The organism is Flavobacterium indicum GPTSA100-9 = DSM 17447 (assembly GCF_000455605.1).
GTDB lineage: Bacteria > Bacteroidota > Bacteroidia > Flavobacteriales > Flavobacteriaceae > Flavobacterium > Flavobacterium indicum.
Window position 1 is genome coordinate 1,322,246 of sequence record NC_017025.1, and the last position, 16,965, is coordinate 1,339,210.

General features: G+C 28.9%; 19 protein-coding genes. 18 read left to right on the forward strand and 1 reads right to left on the reverse strand.

The annotated features are described in order from the left end of the window. Positions 1-115: 115 nt before the first annotated feature. From KQS_RS05890 to KQS_RS05940, 11 genes are all read left to right on the forward strand, one after another. Positions 116-772 (forward strand): hypothetical protein, encoded by a 657-nt coding sequence (locus tag KQS_RS05890; RefSeq protein ID WP_014388277.1) that lies wholly within the window; start codon positions 116-118, stop codon positions 770-772. A 248-nt stretch (positions 773-1,020) separates the two neighbouring features. Then, complete coding sequence (locus KQS_RS05895; RefSeq protein WP_014388278.1) at positions 1,021-1,617, forward strand: hypothetical protein; 597 nt, start codon at positions 1,021-1,023, stop codon at positions 1,615-1,617. A 266-nt stretch (positions 1,618-1,883) separates the two neighbouring features. Beyond that, positions 1,884-2,642 carry a hypothetical protein gene (locus tag KQS_RS05900; protein WP_014388279.1) on the forward strand — a complete coding sequence of 253 codons (759 nt, stop codon included), beginning with the start codon at positions 1,884-1,886 and terminating at the stop codon, positions 2,640-2,642. Between the two features lie 310 nt (positions 2,643-2,952). Further along, positions 2,953-3,369: a hypothetical protein gene (locus KQS_RS05905; protein WP_014388280.1), complete on the forward strand. Its 417-nt coding sequence runs from the start codon at positions 2,953-2,955 to the stop codon at positions 3,367-3,369. 235 nt (positions 3,370-3,604) lie between these two features. Continuing rightward, positions 3,605-4,669 carry a ligand-binding sensor domain-containing protein gene (locus KQS_RS05910; RefSeq protein ID WP_014388281.1) on the forward strand — a complete coding sequence of 355 codons (1,065 nt, stop codon included), beginning with the start codon at positions 3,605-3,607 and terminating at the stop codon, positions 4,667-4,669. Between the two features lie 276 nt (positions 4,670-4,945). Further along, positions 4,946-6,079: a transglutaminase-like domain-containing protein gene (locus KQS_RS05915; RefSeq protein WP_014388282.1), complete on the forward strand. Its 1,134-nt coding sequence runs from the start codon at positions 4,946-4,948 to the stop codon at positions 6,077-6,079. 339 nt (positions 6,080-6,418) lie between these two features. Beyond that, positions 6,419-7,219: an alpha/beta fold hydrolase gene (locus KQS_RS05920; protein WP_014388283.1), complete on the forward strand. Its 801-nt coding sequence runs from the start codon at positions 6,419-6,421 to the stop codon at positions 7,217-7,219. Between the two features lie 287 nt (positions 7,220-7,506). Beyond that, positions 7,507-7,899 (forward strand): DUF1398 domain-containing protein, encoded by a 393-nt coding sequence (locus KQS_RS05925; RefSeq protein WP_242400779.1) that lies wholly within the window; start codon positions 7,507-7,509, stop codon positions 7,897-7,899. A 242-nt stretch (positions 7,900-8,141) separates the two neighbouring features. Next, on the forward strand, positions 8,142-8,963 hold the full coding sequence (locus tag KQS_RS05930; RefSeq protein ID WP_014388285.1) for an alpha/beta hydrolase: 822 nt from the start codon (positions 8,142-8,144) through the stop codon (positions 8,961-8,963). A gap of 684 nt (positions 8,964-9,647) precedes the next feature. After that, positions 9,648-10,319, forward strand: coding sequence for a hypothetical protein (locus KQS_RS05935; RefSeq protein ID WP_014388286.1), 672 nt, complete (start codon positions 9,648-9,650; stop codon positions 10,317-10,319). Positions 10,320-10,471: 152 nt separating this feature from the next. Further along, on the forward strand, positions 10,472-10,867 hold the full coding sequence (locus KQS_RS05940) for a hypothetical protein (protein ID WP_014388287.1): 396 nt from the start codon (positions 10,472-10,474) through the stop codon (positions 10,865-10,867). Between the two features lie 84 nt (positions 10,868-10,951). Here KQS_RS05940 and KQS_RS14665 read toward each other — a convergent pair whose 3' ends face one another. Beyond that, the gene (locus tag KQS_RS14665; RefSeq protein WP_262487932.1) at positions 10,952-11,077 is read right to left on the reverse strand and encodes a hypothetical protein; all 126 of its coding nucleotides are present in this window, start codon (positions 11,075-11,077) and stop codon (positions 10,952-10,954) included. A 156-nt stretch (positions 11,078-11,233) separates the two neighbouring features. On the opposite strand from KQS_RS14665, the gene KQS_RS05945 reads away from it, so the two are divergent. From KQS_RS05945 to KQS_RS05975, 7 genes are all read left to right on the forward strand, one after another. After that, positions 11,234-11,929 carry a hypothetical protein gene (locus KQS_RS05945; RefSeq protein ID WP_014388288.1) on the forward strand — a complete coding sequence of 232 codons (696 nt, stop codon included), beginning with the start codon at positions 11,234-11,236 and terminating at the stop codon, positions 11,927-11,929. Then, complete coding sequence (locus KQS_RS05950; RefSeq protein WP_014388289.1) at positions 11,916-12,164, forward strand: hypothetical protein; 249 nt, start codon at positions 11,916-11,918, stop codon at positions 12,162-12,164. The genes KQS_RS05945 and KQS_RS05950 overlap by 14 nt, the downstream gene beginning before the upstream one ends. A gap of 241 nt (positions 12,165-12,405) precedes the next feature. Next, positions 12,406-13,086, forward strand: coding sequence for a hypothetical protein (locus KQS_RS05955; protein ID WP_014388290.1), 681 nt, complete (start codon positions 12,406-12,408; stop codon positions 13,084-13,086). Positions 13,087-13,370: 284 nt separating this feature from the next. Then, complete coding sequence (locus KQS_RS05960) at positions 13,371-14,996, forward strand: WG repeat-containing protein (protein ID WP_014388291.1); 1,626 nt, start codon at positions 13,371-13,373, stop codon at positions 14,994-14,996. Positions 14,997-15,245: 249 nt separating this feature from the next. Next, positions 15,246-15,893 (forward strand): hypothetical protein, encoded by a 648-nt coding sequence (locus KQS_RS05965; RefSeq protein ID WP_157868397.1) that lies wholly within the window; start codon positions 15,246-15,248, stop codon positions 15,891-15,893. A gap of 258 nt (positions 15,894-16,151) precedes the next feature. Continuing rightward, positions 16,152-16,457: a hypothetical protein gene (locus tag KQS_RS05970; RefSeq protein WP_014388293.1), complete on the forward strand. Its 306-nt coding sequence runs from the start codon at positions 16,152-16,154 to the stop codon at positions 16,455-16,457. Then, positions 16,447-16,653, forward strand: coding sequence for a hypothetical protein (locus KQS_RS05975; protein WP_014388294.1), 207 nt, complete (start codon positions 16,447-16,449; stop codon positions 16,651-16,653). Before KQS_RS05970 ends, KQS_RS05975 begins: the two co-directional genes overlap by 11 nt. The last annotated feature ends 312 nt before the right edge of the window (positions 16,654-16,965 follow it).

The window sequence follows — 16,965 nt, forward strand, 5'->3', positions numbered from 1 at the left end:
AATAGAAAACTTGCTTGTTATTTAGAGCAACAAAGTATCTAACTTGCAAGCTTTTTATTATATTTGTTTACAAGACGGTGAAGTTTTTTACAGTCTAACTTTATGCTTAATTTTCATGAAACAACTGCTAACCATCACGTTTTTATTCAGTTTTCTATTGACAGATGCTCAAATAGAAGTTGAATTTCATTTTAAAAACCAATGTGAATCAGCCGTTGCAAAAGACAGTATTTCATTTGAATTACAGAATTTGACAACAAGTGAATCTTTCTATTCTGAATATTCAAAGGTTTTAATTCCTTCTCCTGGAAAATATGAATTGTTCGTGACAATCAGAAATGGAAAATATGAAAGAAGTTATGAAGAGAAAATGGAATTCCAAGATTCAAAAAAAGTAATTGACACTTTAGCTATTCCTAAAATATTATTTGAAACTGACAATGATTCCAAAACAAATTATTCGAAATATTTGAAATGCGAAAAAGTTTGTAATGGATATGAAGTTGATTACTTTGAAAATGGAGAAAAAAAATTAGAAGGTTATTTCTCAAAAGGAAAAGCAATCTGGGAAACAGAATTTGAAAAAAATGGTTCATTTACAAAATACTACTATGACAAATTCGATAGATATACTAGAGTTGAGAGTTATGATTCTAAAGGAAAGTTGACAGAATATTATCTAAATTTTTATAAACGAAAAAACTGGATACAGAAAACATATGACGGAAGCGGAAAACTTATAAAAAGTGAAATAAAAACTTATATCCGTTAAAAAACTAGGTATAACACACGTAACTATTGTTCAACTACTATTTTTAAAATAAAAATTAAATTAACATAAATTTTCGACCTCGTTTAAGTACTTTTAAGCGAGGTTTGTTTTTTAAAGATGTAGATAAACTTGCTTGTTATTTAGAGCAACAAAGTATCTTATTTGCAAGCTTTTTATTATATTTGTTTACAAGACGGTGAAGTTTTTTTACAGTCTGACGTTGGCAGTAATTGTAAACCAAGCTATATATGAAAAAAATCTTTTTTATACTTTCAATAATTTCAAATTTGATATTTGTTTCTTGTAACCGAGATTTTAATTTAGAAACTAATAATGGAACAGAAAATACTAAACAAAAAATTATTGAAACTTTTGGCAGTAAAAAAAGAGTTCATTATTTAAAAATAAACACTTATTCATCTTTTTTCGAGCCAACATTAGTTTCAACTTTTCATGATGCGACAATATACTTTAAAGAAAATGATAAAACTTATTCTCAAACCTTAGTGGAACAAAATTTGGAAAATCCACTAGAACAAAAACATTTACTAAAATTAAAAATTGAACCTGAAGTTTATAATAGTTTTGAAATTGGACAAATTAAGTTTGAAGATATACCAATTAAAGTTATTGAAGCAAAAAAAATGATTGAAAAACAAGAAAAGTTTACTTCATTGAGATTAGCAAATTGGGAAACTCATATTACAAAAAATAATAAAATCATTAATAGATTTAGAATTTTATGTAATTTAAAAAAACCAGAACTTGTTGTGTTTAGTTATGAAACTTATGATTTCATAATAGATGAAAATGGAAAACTAAAAAAAGTAGATTTTGGTAAATAAAAACAACTACTGCCAACAGCGGTAATTGTTGCACAACTACCATTTTTTAAAATATCCCGAAGCATCGGGACAAAAAAAATAAAATTACAACCTCGTTTAAGCCCTTTTAAGCGAGGTTTGTTTTTTAGTTATAGAATATTAATAAGTATCTTACTTGCAAGCTTTTTACTATATTTGTTTTCATAGAAGGTGAAGTTTTTTCACAGTCTGACGTTGTGCGATATTTTGACCAAAAAAGGACGAATAAAAATCTTAAAAAAATTAATATGAAAAATCTATTTAGAATTTTTGCTTTGATGTTCATATTTGCAAGTTGTTCCAAAACTGAGGACGATACAAATGATCAGTGTACAGGAAACTGTACAATACTAAAAGGTAATTTTGTAACTTTAAATACTGAACCAGTACCAAATGTCAAAGTTTCGATGAAATATATTAAAAGTAATGAATTGGCATTTTATTCTCGAAAATTGGTTGATACAAAATCAGACCAAAATGGAAATTTCAACAGTAATTTTTTCATAAAAGACAATGAAATTGGAAATACAGGAGGTTATTTCCATATTGATATTGACGACTCTAATATCGATGTGAATAAATATATCAGAACTAATAATTTAATAGGTAATACAACAACTGATATAGGATTTGCAATTTTTTCAATCACAAATAGAGATACAATTATTGACAAAACATTTTATATTCCAAAAAAAGCTTATATAAAAGTAAATTTAAACAACTTTACACCTTTGCAATCTGACGATTATTTTGAAGTGCAAACATTATATCCATTTGGTCCTAAAATTGGAGTAAATACTTTTCTGAATTCAGAATATTCAACAGGTTTTAGTGGATATGGAAATTGGCGAGCAACTAACAATAATAATTTACTGAATGTATTCGTAGCAGAAGGAGAAAACAACGTAATAAGAATTTTAAGAAGAAAAAATGGTGTAAATACAAGTGAAGACATTTCAATATTCATTCCTCAAAATAATACAATAGAATTAACTTATGATTTTTAAAAAAAACATCGCACAACAGCGTTAACTGTTGCACAACTAGACTTTTTTAAAAATAGTTTCAAAAACATAAAATTTCAACCTCGTTTAAGCACTTTTAAGCGAGGTTTGTTTTTTAAAATTGTAGATAAACTTGCTTGTTATTTAAAACAACAAAGTCTCTTACTTGCAAGCTTTTTACTATTTTTGTTTGGAAGTCGGTCAGGTTTTTTCATAGGCTGATATTGTATACTATTTTTCAGAACATCAACTTACAATACACATTTTGAATTGGATCATTAAAAGTACCCAAAAACTTTATTGCCACACCAACTTGAATAATCTATTAAATTCATGGATAGATATTTCTGAATTTAATTGGGTAATGTCTGACTTGGATGTAATTAATTTTTCAAAAGAAAAATTACCAATTGATTTCCGAGAAAATTATTCAATTGTTAGTCCGGAAAATTTCAAAAGAATAATTGAAACGGATATTCAAATCATTTGGGGTGTCATTTCTGCAGTTAGAAAAAGTGAAATACCAAAATTGGACAAAAAGTACTTTCCTCATGTTGAAGGAAATAATCAAGTTTGGGAAAATGACAAGTTTCAAGTGGAAAATGCAGTATTTGAAATAACAGCTTGGGACAGTTCATATACGATAGTTAAATTTAAAGATTCTGAATTATCTAAAAAGTTCAAAGCAGCGTTTGATGAAGTTATAGAATTGGAAAAATTTAAAAGTTAAAACACCGTTAAAGAGCCGAAGCCGTTGACCACCCACCAAAAAATAATTGATTATACTACTTCCAAAGAATCCTCTTTTAAAGCAATTAAAAAGCGGTTTGTTTTTAATAGTATTACGTATACCTTTGAAATTGTGTAGCGTAAAAGAATGTTGTTAAGAAATTTACTTATATTTGTTTGTAGACTTTTGAAGTTTTTTCACCGGCTGTCGTTGTACGTCATATTACAAAACTAAAATGAACCAAAGAATAAAATTGAATTTTTTACTACTCTTATTGTCTCTTAACGTTTCTTGTGTTGAAAATAAATCAACTGAAAAAGAACCAAATAAATCAGGGTTGCTTGCGATTTCAAAAACCGATACCTTGAAATTTACATCTGGAATACGTGCTATCTTTCAAGACAGTAAAGGTAATTATTGGTTGGGAAGTCATAAAGAAGGCGTAAGTTTTTATGACGGAAACTCATTTGAATACTTTACTATAAATGAAGGTTTATCTGATAATCAAATTCGTTCAATAGAAGAAGACGAGAATGGAAATATTTGGTTTGGAACTGCCAATGGAATAAGTGTATTCGATAAAGAGAAGTTTACTAATTATCCGTCTAAAACTAGTAATCCTTTATTGGATTGGCATAATACAAAAGGAAATTTGTGGTTTAATGCGGGTCCGGAAGAAGGAATTAATCGTTTTGATGGAGTAAATATGAATTATTTGATTTTTCCAAAACCGCAAAATAAAAATCTTTATAATTCTTATGGTGTTACAGGTATTTCAAAAGACAAAGAGGGTAAGGTTTGGATTGCAACTTATGCAGCACTATTTTGTTATGATGGTAAAATGGTAACTATCTTTGATGCTCAAAAATTAAAGCTAAAGGATAATGAACAATTGCATATAAGAAGTGTATTAGCCGATTCAAAAGGGCGAATTTGGATAGGGAATAATGGAATTGGCGTTTTGCTGATGGAAGATAATTCCATCTTTAATTTTTCAGAAAAAAATAATTTAATTCATCCTACTAGTACAAGAAGCGGTGGTAATAAATCACTACCAGGTACGCTTGAACATCCTTTTACTATTGAAGAAGATTCGGAAGGTAATATTTGGTTTGGAGATTTGTATACAGGTGCTTGGAAATATGACGGTAAAACGTTAACTAATTATACAATTAGCAACAATCCATCTAAACCAATGATTTGGACTATTTATAAAGACAACAAAAACAACTTGCTTTTTGGAATGGCTGATGGAACTATTTTTAAATTTAATGGTGCAACATTTGAAAAGCAATTTTAAGCAATACTAATTCACAATAGTCGTGAGAGTTATACCGCCTTCATTTTATAAAATCATTCTACAAAACACTTAAAATCTAACCGCTTTTACAATACTTTTAAGTGATAATTTTTTTATTAGTTAAACGATTAAGTTTAGAAATTAAATAGTATAATAAAATATTTTTGTGAATTTTTACTTATATTTGTTTAAAAGTTTATAAAGTTTTTTTATTCTAACAGTAGGGGGTTAGGCTAATTGGACTTTTAAATTAAAATAACAAATTAATTAGTTATAATGAAACAGCTCCATTTTTTTACGGTACTTTTTGCAATTCTTGTTGGATTTTCCGCCATTGCTCAGAAAAAATTACCAATTATCAAAGCGAATTCCACAAGCGTAGATATTAAGGAAGATACTAACTTAAGAAAAAATGCTTGGCGAATTGTACCTGAAGAAAAACTAGATGTTTATACAACTTCTGCTAAAAAAGTTACTTTTTATACAGACATAGATTCTATTTCCTTTTCAATTGAACCGAATAAGCAATACGATTTTATTATTTTATTAAATGGTAAGGATTCTGCACGGACACAAATAAAATATAAACCTTCCCGATTAGACATATTGAAAGGCGCAGAAAAATACAATTATTCAGATAATCGTTTTATTCCTAAGTTTAACTATCAATCCAAACAAGACCCGAATTTAATAAAAATTAGGAAAGACCTAAAGTTAGATTCTATTGCTGGAAAAGGAAATGAGCTTTCACAAATTTTTAATCTACTGCATTGGGTTCATAATCTTGTAAAACATGACGGTAGTTCTACTAATCCTACGTTAAAAAATGCAATAGATTTAATCAAAATTTGTAAAGTAGAACGTAGGGGAGTAAATTGTAGAATGTTGGCAACAATTTTAAATGAGTGTTACTTATCAATGGGAATAAATTCAAGATATGTAACTTGTATGCCTAAGGAAACCGAGTTTGACGATTGTCATGTTATTACTATGGTTTATAGCAAAGATTTAAAAAAATGGATTTGGATTGATCCTACTTTTGATGCTTATGTTATGGATGAAAAAGGTAATTTATTAGGATTATTAGAGGTTAGGGAAAGACTTATAAAAGGACAACCATTAGTGCTTAATGCAGACGCTAATTGGAATAGGGAAATTTTGCAGTCCAAAGAAGATTATCTTGAAAATTATATGGCTAAAAATTTGTACCGCTTCCAAACACCACTTATAAGTGAATACGATACAGAAACTTGGAAAAGCGGAAAAGTAGTAACCTATGTGGAACTATTGCCATTGGATGGTATAGAACAAACACCACAGAAGTTAGAACAATTAAATAATTCAACAGGAGTAAAATTTGTGTATTATAAAACAAATAACCCAAATCTTTTCTGGACAATCCCAGAATAAAAGTTTACTCAACAAAAAGGAAACTATTGTAGATATCCATTTATACAGAATAATTCCAAAAGCTTAGAAGTCAGGCTCTTTAAAACCGTTTTACTGACGGTTTTTTTGTTGTATTTGTTAAATAGAGGCTTGTTTTACAGATAAATAGGATGAGAATTTGCTTTTAAAATAGGGACAATATAATATAGGAATTGAAGAATGTGTTATATATAAGGCATCTAGCATACTAATACAATGATTAAATAGATTAGTCAATACAAAATCCGTGTGTTTGAAAGGTTTTTATACAAGCGCATATAGTCTTTTTAAATGGTAGATTAAATTTTAACACTTCAACAAATGAATAGAACTTGGATACTTCTTTTTATTTCAACAATTTTCAATTTTATGCATGCGCAAACAATTGATACGTTAGTAACTGTTGGAAATCATAAATTACATTTTACTATTATTAAAGGGAAAGGAACTCCCATCCTTTTTGAATCAGGAAATGGTGACGATGGTAATGTTTGGCAATCAATAACAAACGAAATTTACAAAAAAACAAAAGCTACTATAATCAACTATGATAGGGCTGGTTTAGGCAAAAGTGAAATAGATACAACAAAAATTAGTTTCCAAAACGAAGTTAAAGATTTAGAAATTGCCTTAAAGAAATTAGGTTATTCAAAAAAAATATACCTTGTTTGCCATTCTTTTGGAGGGTATTATGCTTCTTATTTTGCGTATAGAAATCCTAAAAAGGTTAAAGGTGTAGTTTGTGTTGATACAGCCACCCCTTGTTTTTTTACTAAAAAATGGTCGGACGAATTTATTCAAACTATAAGTGAAGAAGATTGGAAAATGATTAAATACTATAAACCAGGTTTGTTTTATGTTTTAAAAAATTTTTCACTTACGGCCGAATTCATGCAAGACAAGTTTTTAAATTCAACAACTCCTGTAACAATGATTAGGGCAGAAAATATACAGCCCATGATTAGAGAAGATGAAAAAGAAAAGTGGTTAAATTGCTGTAAAGAATTTGGAACCATGCCTAATCATAATTTCGTAATTGCTACTAACGCTGACCATAAGGTTTGGGAAAAAAATCCAACAATCGTTATTGAAGAAATAGTAAAAATGTATAAAAAAATGTAAGAAACATTAATCAGATTCACAATCTCTAACAGCGATAGGTTATGAAAGCAATTTTTTTGATCAAGCCCATTTCATCAAAGACGTTAAACGATTTACAGGTGAAACAAAAAAATGGAACCTGTTGAGGTAAAAAAAAAAGATTTTTTACAAGGCTATAGTTGTTAAAGGGTGCACCTTTGCAGTATTCCAATCATATAAAAGGGTATTGCAGCTATACGTTTGAAATAGCCTATTTTTTTTGGATAAAAAGACAAAACCATTTGAAAGTGTAACACTAAAAAAATAAAATGATGTTTACCGTTGAACAAATCAAAACAGCACATGGAAAAGTTAAGTCAGGAGCAGATTTTCCAGCGTATATTCAGGAAATTAAACAAATGGGGGTGACCCATTATGAAGCCTATGTAACCGATGGGCATACAGACTATCATGGGGGGAGTGACTTCATGGTTACAGTTCCAGCAAAATACGAACCGTTAGTAATTGCTGATGTACCCAATCTTGAAGTTTTTAAATCAGAATTAATTGCGCATCAACAAGGCAAAACAGATTACTTGACATTCATACGTATGTGCGCCGAAACCGGTATAGAAAAATGGGAAATTTGTTTAAGTCAAATGACTTGTACGTATTTTGATCTTGCAGGTAAAGTCGTTTTGGTTGAGCAAATCCCAGAATAATACAACTATTATATTAAATACATAAAAATAAATACTTTAGGTTGTATTACTTAAAGTTTTTGTTTGTGTAAAATAATGACGTAAACAACATTTTTTTGGCACTACAAAATGCGGGTTGAAAATAAAAAAAGTAAGACAAAGTATTGATTGGTATATTTGCAAACAAGTCCAATCATACTTAAGCAAAGAGTGTTAGTCTATCTAACGCCAGTACGAACAAACCATAAAATTAATTGAAAGACATGAAAAATTTATATGCACAACTTTTATTCGTTTTAATTGCATTGACAAGTTGTTCAAAAGTGAGTCAACAAAAGGACCCAATTCCTGTTCATGATACATTTACACTTCAATCCAAACAAGTAGGAGAAGCGCGTGTTATTAATGTTTGGGTACCCGAAAATTATTCAACGCTGAAAATGGCATTACCTGTGGTGTATATGGCCGATGGCGGAATTAATGAAGACTTTCCGCATATTGCGAATACCTTATCAAAACTTATTCAAGAAAAGAAAATCCGACCGGTTCTATTAGTAGGTATTGAAAACACTCAACGAAGAAGAGATTTAACAGGTTACACCGATGTGGCAACAGACAAAGAAATTGCACCAGTAGTGGGAGGATCTGAAAAGTTTAGAACTTTTATTAAAGAAGAACTTTTTCCTGAAATTGAAAAAAGATACCGAACCACTTCAGAAAGAAGCATCATCGGTGAATCCTTAGCCGGACTTTTTGTAATGGAAACGTTTTTAATACACCCCGATTTGTTTACAAATTACATCGCATTTGATCCGTCACTTTGGTGGAATGATCATAAACTAGTAAAAACAGCTCAGGAGCATTTAGCTCAATTTCCAAAAACACCTAAAAGACTTTGGTTTGCAGGTTCTGATGCGGAAGACATTGCGCAATATACCAAAGCATTAGCCGCTGTGTTAAAGACAGAAAACACGCCCAACTTACAATGGAAGTATTCCGACGAACCTAAAGAAAAGCATCATACCATATTTAGAGCCACAAAAGAGAAAGCGCTTATTTATGCACTCAACGACGCAGCTGAATAGGAGTGGGGGATACGGATGTGATAAGGCTACTACAATTATGATATTTAGTTACTCAATTCATTGAAAAAAGAGGATTAATTTTAGTCAGAATCCAAAAGCTATTTTAAGGCTGTTTGTCCGATTAAAATACTTTGAATAAATCAAAACCCTTATTAAAGCATAATAATGTCTTAAACTTAAGAAATAAGGCGAATTTCGATATTCATTTATGTTTATCTTAAACAAAAAATTTAAAAAACGTGTTTTACTTGTGAAGCACGTTTTTTTTATTTCCATCGCAATTTAATTATTTACGTTCAAGGAAAGGTTTTGTTCGAGTCTCGTTCGAGTCTCGTTGCTATCACCTTGCTAAAAATACCCCTTTTTACGAACCACGTAGCAACAAAGTACGAACAAAACTCGAACAAAACCCCTAAAAAAGCCCCTCAAAATTCCCCTTGTTTTTGGATTTCAGATTTTTTGTTTTGTATAAAAAAAATTGATTTTAGTGTTAAAAGAGAAAATACGCACAAATTTTTCTACAAAAAGTGAGCATATATGAAAAAATGTATTAAATTAGCTTCAAGAATAAAAACTAATTAATTAAATTGTAACCTTTCGCCTATCTTGCCAATAGGGCATAAAAGTAGTCTGAAAGTTTCGGGTATAAATTAGTTATGCGTCATAATTTCAAACCCGTTTAAAATGAGAAATATAATCATCCTAACTCTGCTCCTATTTATTTCGTGCGAAAAAAAAGAAGGTGAAAATCTAAAAAAATTAGAAGTCGGAATGAAAACTGAAGACGTAGCAGGAACTCCGAATTTTCAGAAAATTGATTATAGTTTAAAAGAAAATTATTTTGACAGCTTAGCAAAAAACATTAACCCGAATCGAAAATATCAATATTGGCAATACGTTGCGTATCATCAAAGCTCAAATTCTGAAACATATACTGTTTTAAAAGAAGGCGGAGATTCTTTGTTAAGAAAAAGAATAAATGAAAAGCCAAGACCAAACTATAACTCTGGAATTTTCTTTGGTGGGCATCCAAATTTTCGTTGTAATTATGTTGTGATAATTGATAAAGGCAAAATAAGCAACTTAAAAACCGAAGAAGAATTTCGTGATTTTTTAGGGACAATTGACAATCTTGAAGAAGCAATGCTTTTAGCAAGAACTTATGGTTATATATTAGATGATGATATTAGAGGAAGCCAATACAGGAATTTGCAAAATGGTTTCGAACTGCGTCTTATGAAATATCATGAATTTCCAATCCGAAAAGAATCTGTTGAAATAAAAATTAGTAACGATGGATTTATTAAAACTAAAAGTCGTGGAATATATTGCGAAGGTTCAAATTGCCGATGGTAAATTATTACGTCGCATAACAAGCGTTTGGCAAGATTGCGAATTTTGTAGTAAATTCACGTTTACATTTCGCAAGAAATTTTATCTTTAACAGAAAATAATCGGTTCCGAAGTTCGCAACCTCGCCAAGCGCCGGAACGTTAGCACCAATAGTAATGACGACAAGATTTGAAGATATAGACTTGAAAATTGAGAAACTGGTATTTCTTCTGAATGCTGAAGAAGGTAATCCAGGTATTTACGAGTTGACTTGGGAGCTGGGATGTTTCGACCTGACTATTGAAGACAAGTATAAAGTTGCAAGACTTGTTTTGACAGAAATTCTTCAAGAGGACTTGGTAGTACTTGGAAAATACAAGGACTTTAAATTGGAAGAGAAAATTGCGACAATTGACAAAAGAGAAATCGAAGAATTGCTCAACAACCCTTCCTACTGGTATCCGTGTAATGAAATTCTATCAATAAGCTTGACAGATAAAGGGAATGAATACCTAGACAAAGAAATGCCAAAGTATGCGGACAAGATTAATGCACGACTTAGCGGAAACTAGAACTACTGGTGCTAACAGGCGTAACTGTTGCACAACTAGCCTTTTTTAAAAAATAGTTTCAAAAGCATAAAATTTCAACCTCGTTTAAGCACTTTTAAGCGAGGTTTGTTTTTTAGTTGTAGAATAAACTTGCCAGTTATCTGGGACAATAAAAGCTTCTATAAAACGAACAAGAGTAGCAACTGTGATTTTGTCTTCTAAACTTATCATTTGAAGCTGATGAGGCGAAATTCCTTGGATAGGTGGAATGTATAAATAGCTAAAAAAAAACTCTTATTTGCAAGCTTTTTACTATATTTGTATGGAAGACGGTGAAGTTTTTTCACAGTCTGACGTTACCTGCAAGCATCGCCAAACAGAATTTATATGAATAAAATGAAAAAATTAGCTTTAGAAAACTTGTATAATGAAATCTCAAATTACTACAATAGTTTAGAAGTAAAATACAACGCATTTTTTGATAACTTAAATTATAAAGTCTTTTTTAGTAAACTTTCTTTTGATTCCGACATTATGTTTTTAGGCATAAATCCTGGAAAAGGTGAACAAGTCAAATATTATTTACCATTAGATAAATTGGAATATGTAGATAGTGAAATAAATAATTACGCATTGGCTTCTCAAACTCTAAAAGCTTTTGATCTTGCAGGATATGATGGACTACTTGAAAAATTAGATCAGCAAAATAAAGTACTGAAAACTAATATATTTTATTACTGTGACCAAGATGATAAGAAAATAGACTTTTTCCGTAGTCAAATATTATCAAAAGAAGACGAAAAAATATTTTGGGAAAAATCAATAAATTGGACAAAAGAAATAATAAAAAATTCGAACACTAAAATTATCATATGCGAGGGCAAATTAGTTTTTGATATTTTACTCGATATATTTAATAACGAAGAAAGTATTATAAATATAGAAAACCTGACAATACAAATTCCCTCACAAAAATTAGTCATATTAGGTTACAAAAGAAGGTATTCAAATATTTTAAAAATACAAGATTTTTCATCAAATTTGAGAATTGAACTTAATAAAATATATAATGAGCAAAATTGAAAAAATTACTAAAGAAGAAGCTGTAAAAGAAATCCTGAATATTCTAGAAAAAGCAGAAAAAAGCTTCCCTGAAATGGACAATCAACCAGATGGTTCAACCATTTTTTGTCCATTTCCAGAAAAATATATTCAACTAGGTAATGCCTTTTTCAAATTAGAATATGGATTTAAATTAATCAAAGTAAATTCAAAAACCTTTGAATATCCACAAAAAGAGAATAGTGCCAGCAGGTAACAGCGGTAACTGTTGCACAACTACCATTTTTTTAAATATCCCAAAGCATCGGGACAAAAAACATAAAATTCCGACCTCGTTTAAGCCCTTTTAAGCGAGGTTTATTTTTTAGTTGTAGATAAACTTACCAATTATCTGGAACAACAAAGTATCTTAATTGCAAGCTTTTTATTATATTTGTTTTTATAGACGGTCAGGTTTTTTCACAGTCTGACGTTGTGTGTAATTTAAGAAAAACAAAATGGGACTAGATTATTCAATTAGAACTTACGTAAAAAAAGAAAAAATTTCAAATTCTTTGAATTGGTTATTTGAGAATAGTTGGAGTAATGAAAAAGTTCCACAAAAACTGCTAATCAACGGGGAACTTTTCAATATAAACGGAGATTATTTTAAAATTGACGATTATCAAAATAAATATTTAGAAAGAAACAAAATCATTGAACATTTTCAAAAGATTTACTTTACAACAAGTTTAGTTTTTGAAATTGAACCTAAAATTATTGCTTCATTACCAGGTTGGGAACTTGAGTATAGAATGGATTTATTAGAAGATTTCAAAGAACATTTTGAACAGGTTTATTTAGGTGATGGAAAAATTAGAATTGGTGGTTTTGATTCTACTATCTCGAAACTGACAGAACAAGATGTTTATGAAATTGATTTAACTGCTTTAACTAGTGATATGAGTAGATTGATTGAAGATTCTATATCAGTAAAAAAGTGGATTTTAGAGTTTTCTAGAGCTTCAGATTCTTTATTAACTTATCTAGATTTAGAACATAATGGACGTAGATTAGTTTTTTATAATGGCAAAGAAATTGATTGTACAATTAAAGAAGGTTTTGATGTTGATTCCTATGAATCGGTGAAAAATATACTAAATGATTATTTTACACTTGAATTTAATAAAAAAATATAAACTACACACAACAGCGGTAACTGTTGCACAACTACCATTTTTTAAAATATCCCGAAGCATCGGGACAAAAAACATAAAATTACAACCTCGTTTAAGTACATTTAAACGAGGTTTATTTTTTAGTTGTAGATAAACTTACCAATAATCTGGAACAACAAAGTATCTTACTTGCAAGCTTTTTATTATATTTGTTTTTGTAGACGGTGAAGTTTTTTTACAGTCTGACGTTAGCAACAATTCCGATAAAATATAGCTGAGTTATAACAATTAGAAAAAAATGACAAATGAGATATAAAACAATTAAAATATTTTTTTTATTTTTTCAATTAACATTTGTAAATGTTTATGGCCAAAAATGCAATCAATTGCTTGAATTAATTCATCAAAGTGAAAATGGTAATTTTAGTAATGCACCTTTACAGTTCAACATCGTAAAATACTTAGAGTGCATTGAAGCACCACAAAAAACAATAGATTTCTTTAAAACAATTGTGTTTCTTGTAAAACATAACGACGTTTATTTAGCCAAAAACATTGAAAACCATTTTTTTATTATTGATAAAGATTTTAAAGTTATCAAAGAAACGGAAAACAGAATAGGTTTTACACCCGATTTCAATCAATTTATACTTGACAAAACAACAGGTATATTTAAAAGAACTGAAGAATTAATAGATAAAAAAGGTAATTCCATTAGTGAAAAATATGAAGATATTACTTTTCTAGGTAATAAACACATAGAGGTTTACAAAGATGCTAAATTTGGTGTGATTGATAGTACAGGCAAAGTTATAATTCCTTTAGAATACAATAAAATACAAAGCTATTCGTCAAGTAAAAATTTATTTATCGCACAAAAAAATAAATTAAAAGGTATCATAAACAGTCAAAACCAAACAATATTACCATTTGAATATTCTGATATTGAGTATTCTTATAGCACTAATTTTTTTGCAGTTTCAAAGAATGAAAAATTTGGCATTGTCAATAAAAAAAATCAAATAATAGTTCCTTTGCAACATCGTGGGACAAAGGTAGTAAATGATTCTTGTTTTATAATAATAGGAGATTATGGCTCTTATATTTGTGATCAAACAGGAAAACAAATTAGTAAAACATATTACCACATAAACCAATTTTATAATTTAGGAAATGACCACTATACGGAAGTAGAAGATTTTAATGGTAGTGGTGTAATTTCATTACAAAATATTAAAGAAATCATTCCTACTGAATACGATGAAGTTCGAGTAAGAGAAAATTTTATTTCTATTAAAAAAAACGGATTGTATGGCATTGCAAGTTTTAACGGCTCAATATTATTCCCTATTATTTTTGAAGAAAAATTTTATGAACTTAATCAATTCAATAAAGCTCGTAAAAATTCAAAATACGGTATTATAGATAATACTGGAAAAACAATTAGTGATTTTATTTATGATGAAATATTTATTTATAGAGATTATATCTTTTTCAAAAAATATAATAATTTGAATTCTAATGTCGCAGAAAAAGACTATGCTGTTTTAGTAAAGTCTGGAAAAAGTCAAATTATTGATTTAAAAACTAATTTAATTATTGCCGACTATGATTTTGAAGTTCATAGCATAAATAAAAACTTTTTTTGGGTTAAAAAAAATGGACTTTGGGGTACCTTCAATCCTAACAAAAATGATTTCATCGTTTATCCTAAATATGATAGTCCGATGTATAAAATTAACAATGGTTTGATTATAATTCAGCATAAAGAAAAATATGGTTTGCTAGATTTTAGAGGTGAGGAGATACAGCCACCAAAATATGATAACTTTAGTTACGAATCAACAATTTCTTCAGATACTATGTTAGTTTTAATTAATAACGAAAAACAATATTACATTAATCTTTTTGGCATAATTCGTGAATTTTAGAGAAAAATAATTAATATAAACTGTTGCTAACAGCGGTAACTGTTGCACAACTACCATTTTTTAAAATAAAATTTTAAAAACATAAAATTCAGACTTCGTTTAAGCACTTTTAAGCGAGGTATGCTTTTTTTAGCTATTGAAAAATTTGCTAATAAGCTCGAATAAAAAAGTATCTTACTTGCAAGCTTTTTACTATATTTGTTCATGAATGGTGAAGTTTTTTCACAGACTGACGTTACAAGACATTTTATGACGAAATTACTAAAAATAGGATTCTGCTTGATTTTTCTATCTCAAACTTATGAGTACAATTTCAATTGTAGGTTAACTTATGAGTACATAGATTTAAAAAATCATAAGAAAAACCATGATGTTACTTACCTAATAAACAACCAAGACAATAGCTATTATTCTTCTTATCATAATATTTCGGGTAATAAGGAAGAAGTTACATTTTTGGATCAAAACGGAGTTTACTGGAAAGGTCAAATGAACAATCAAAATTTAACTAATTCAGAAATTACGTTGGAAAAAGAACTATTGAGAAAATACAGTAATCCATATAAATTTCAGGTTGATAATTATGATTTTATAGAATTAAAAGACACGCTTTTGAATAATAAAATGTGTAAGCGTGTTATGTTGAAAAGCAACAATCCAGAAAAAGAACAAAAGAAACAACTCGGCAGAGAAGTCTATGTTATAGATACATCTTCAGACATGAAACCTTTACTAACATTTTCAACAGCTTATGAAATCTGGAAAAAAAGAAAAAATATTCCAAACGGTATAATTATAGAAAAGTATTTATATAATTACAAAGGAGAGATGTTAATCAAAGAGAAGTTAAAAAGTAGTGAAAATATTAGCTTGAAATTTAAAATGGCTTCGGAATAAAAAAGTCTTGTAACAGCCGTAAATGTTGCACAACTACCATTTTTTAAGATAAAATTTTAAAAACATAAAATTCAGACTTCGTTTAAGCCGTTTTAAGCGAGGTTTTTTTTAAAAATTGTATATATACTTGCCATTTATTTGGAGCAATAAAGTATTTTACTTGCAAGCTTTTTACTATATTTGTTTTCATAGACGGTCAGGTTTTTTTATAGGCTGACGTTAGTGGTAATTTTACACAACACACGAAAAAAACTAATAATGAAAAAACTATTGATATTGTTAACAGTTACATTAATTATCAGTTGTAACAATTCACCTAATAAAACAGTTCTAAAAAAAGAAAATAGACAACGCTATTTCAGTTTGGAACGAGTTGCAGAACTTAAAAAAAGATGTGTTGAAAATGGAGATACTAAAGCATTTGGAAATTTAGTCGATCATTATGGTAATACTCCATTTGAAAAATATGAATTATTACCTGTTGCTATTATAATGGCAGATAAACATAATTGTGATAATGCACGTGTGGCAATTTATTTTTCTTTTTTGGGAAATGCAAAATGAAGGAAGAGATGAAAAAAAGTTCTTTAAACTTGATAAAATAAAACAAGATTTTATTTTAAAATATTTATTAGATGGTGCAAAAAATAAAAATCAAGGTTGTTTGGGAATTTTAAATAGATTGCTCGAAAATGGTCTGAAAATGGATTTGAATAAAACAATAGAAATAAAAGAACTGTATAAAAAAAACTACCGCTAACAGTCGTAACTGTTGCACAACTACCATTTTTTAAAATAAAATTTTAAAAACATAAAATTCAGACTTCGTTTAAGCCCTTTTTAGCGAGGTTTGTTTTTTAGTTGTAGTTCAAAATTCTAGAATTTGAATAGCTTGAAATCGAGTTTTTATAGACTGTGAACAAACCTTTTTTTTTTCAAAAAAACAAGTTTTCACCAAACATTATTTTTGTTTTATAAACAAATCAATTGAAGCTGATGACGCGAAATTCCTTGGATAGGTGGAATGTTTAAATAGCTAAAAAATAACTCTTATTTGCAAGCTTTTTATTAT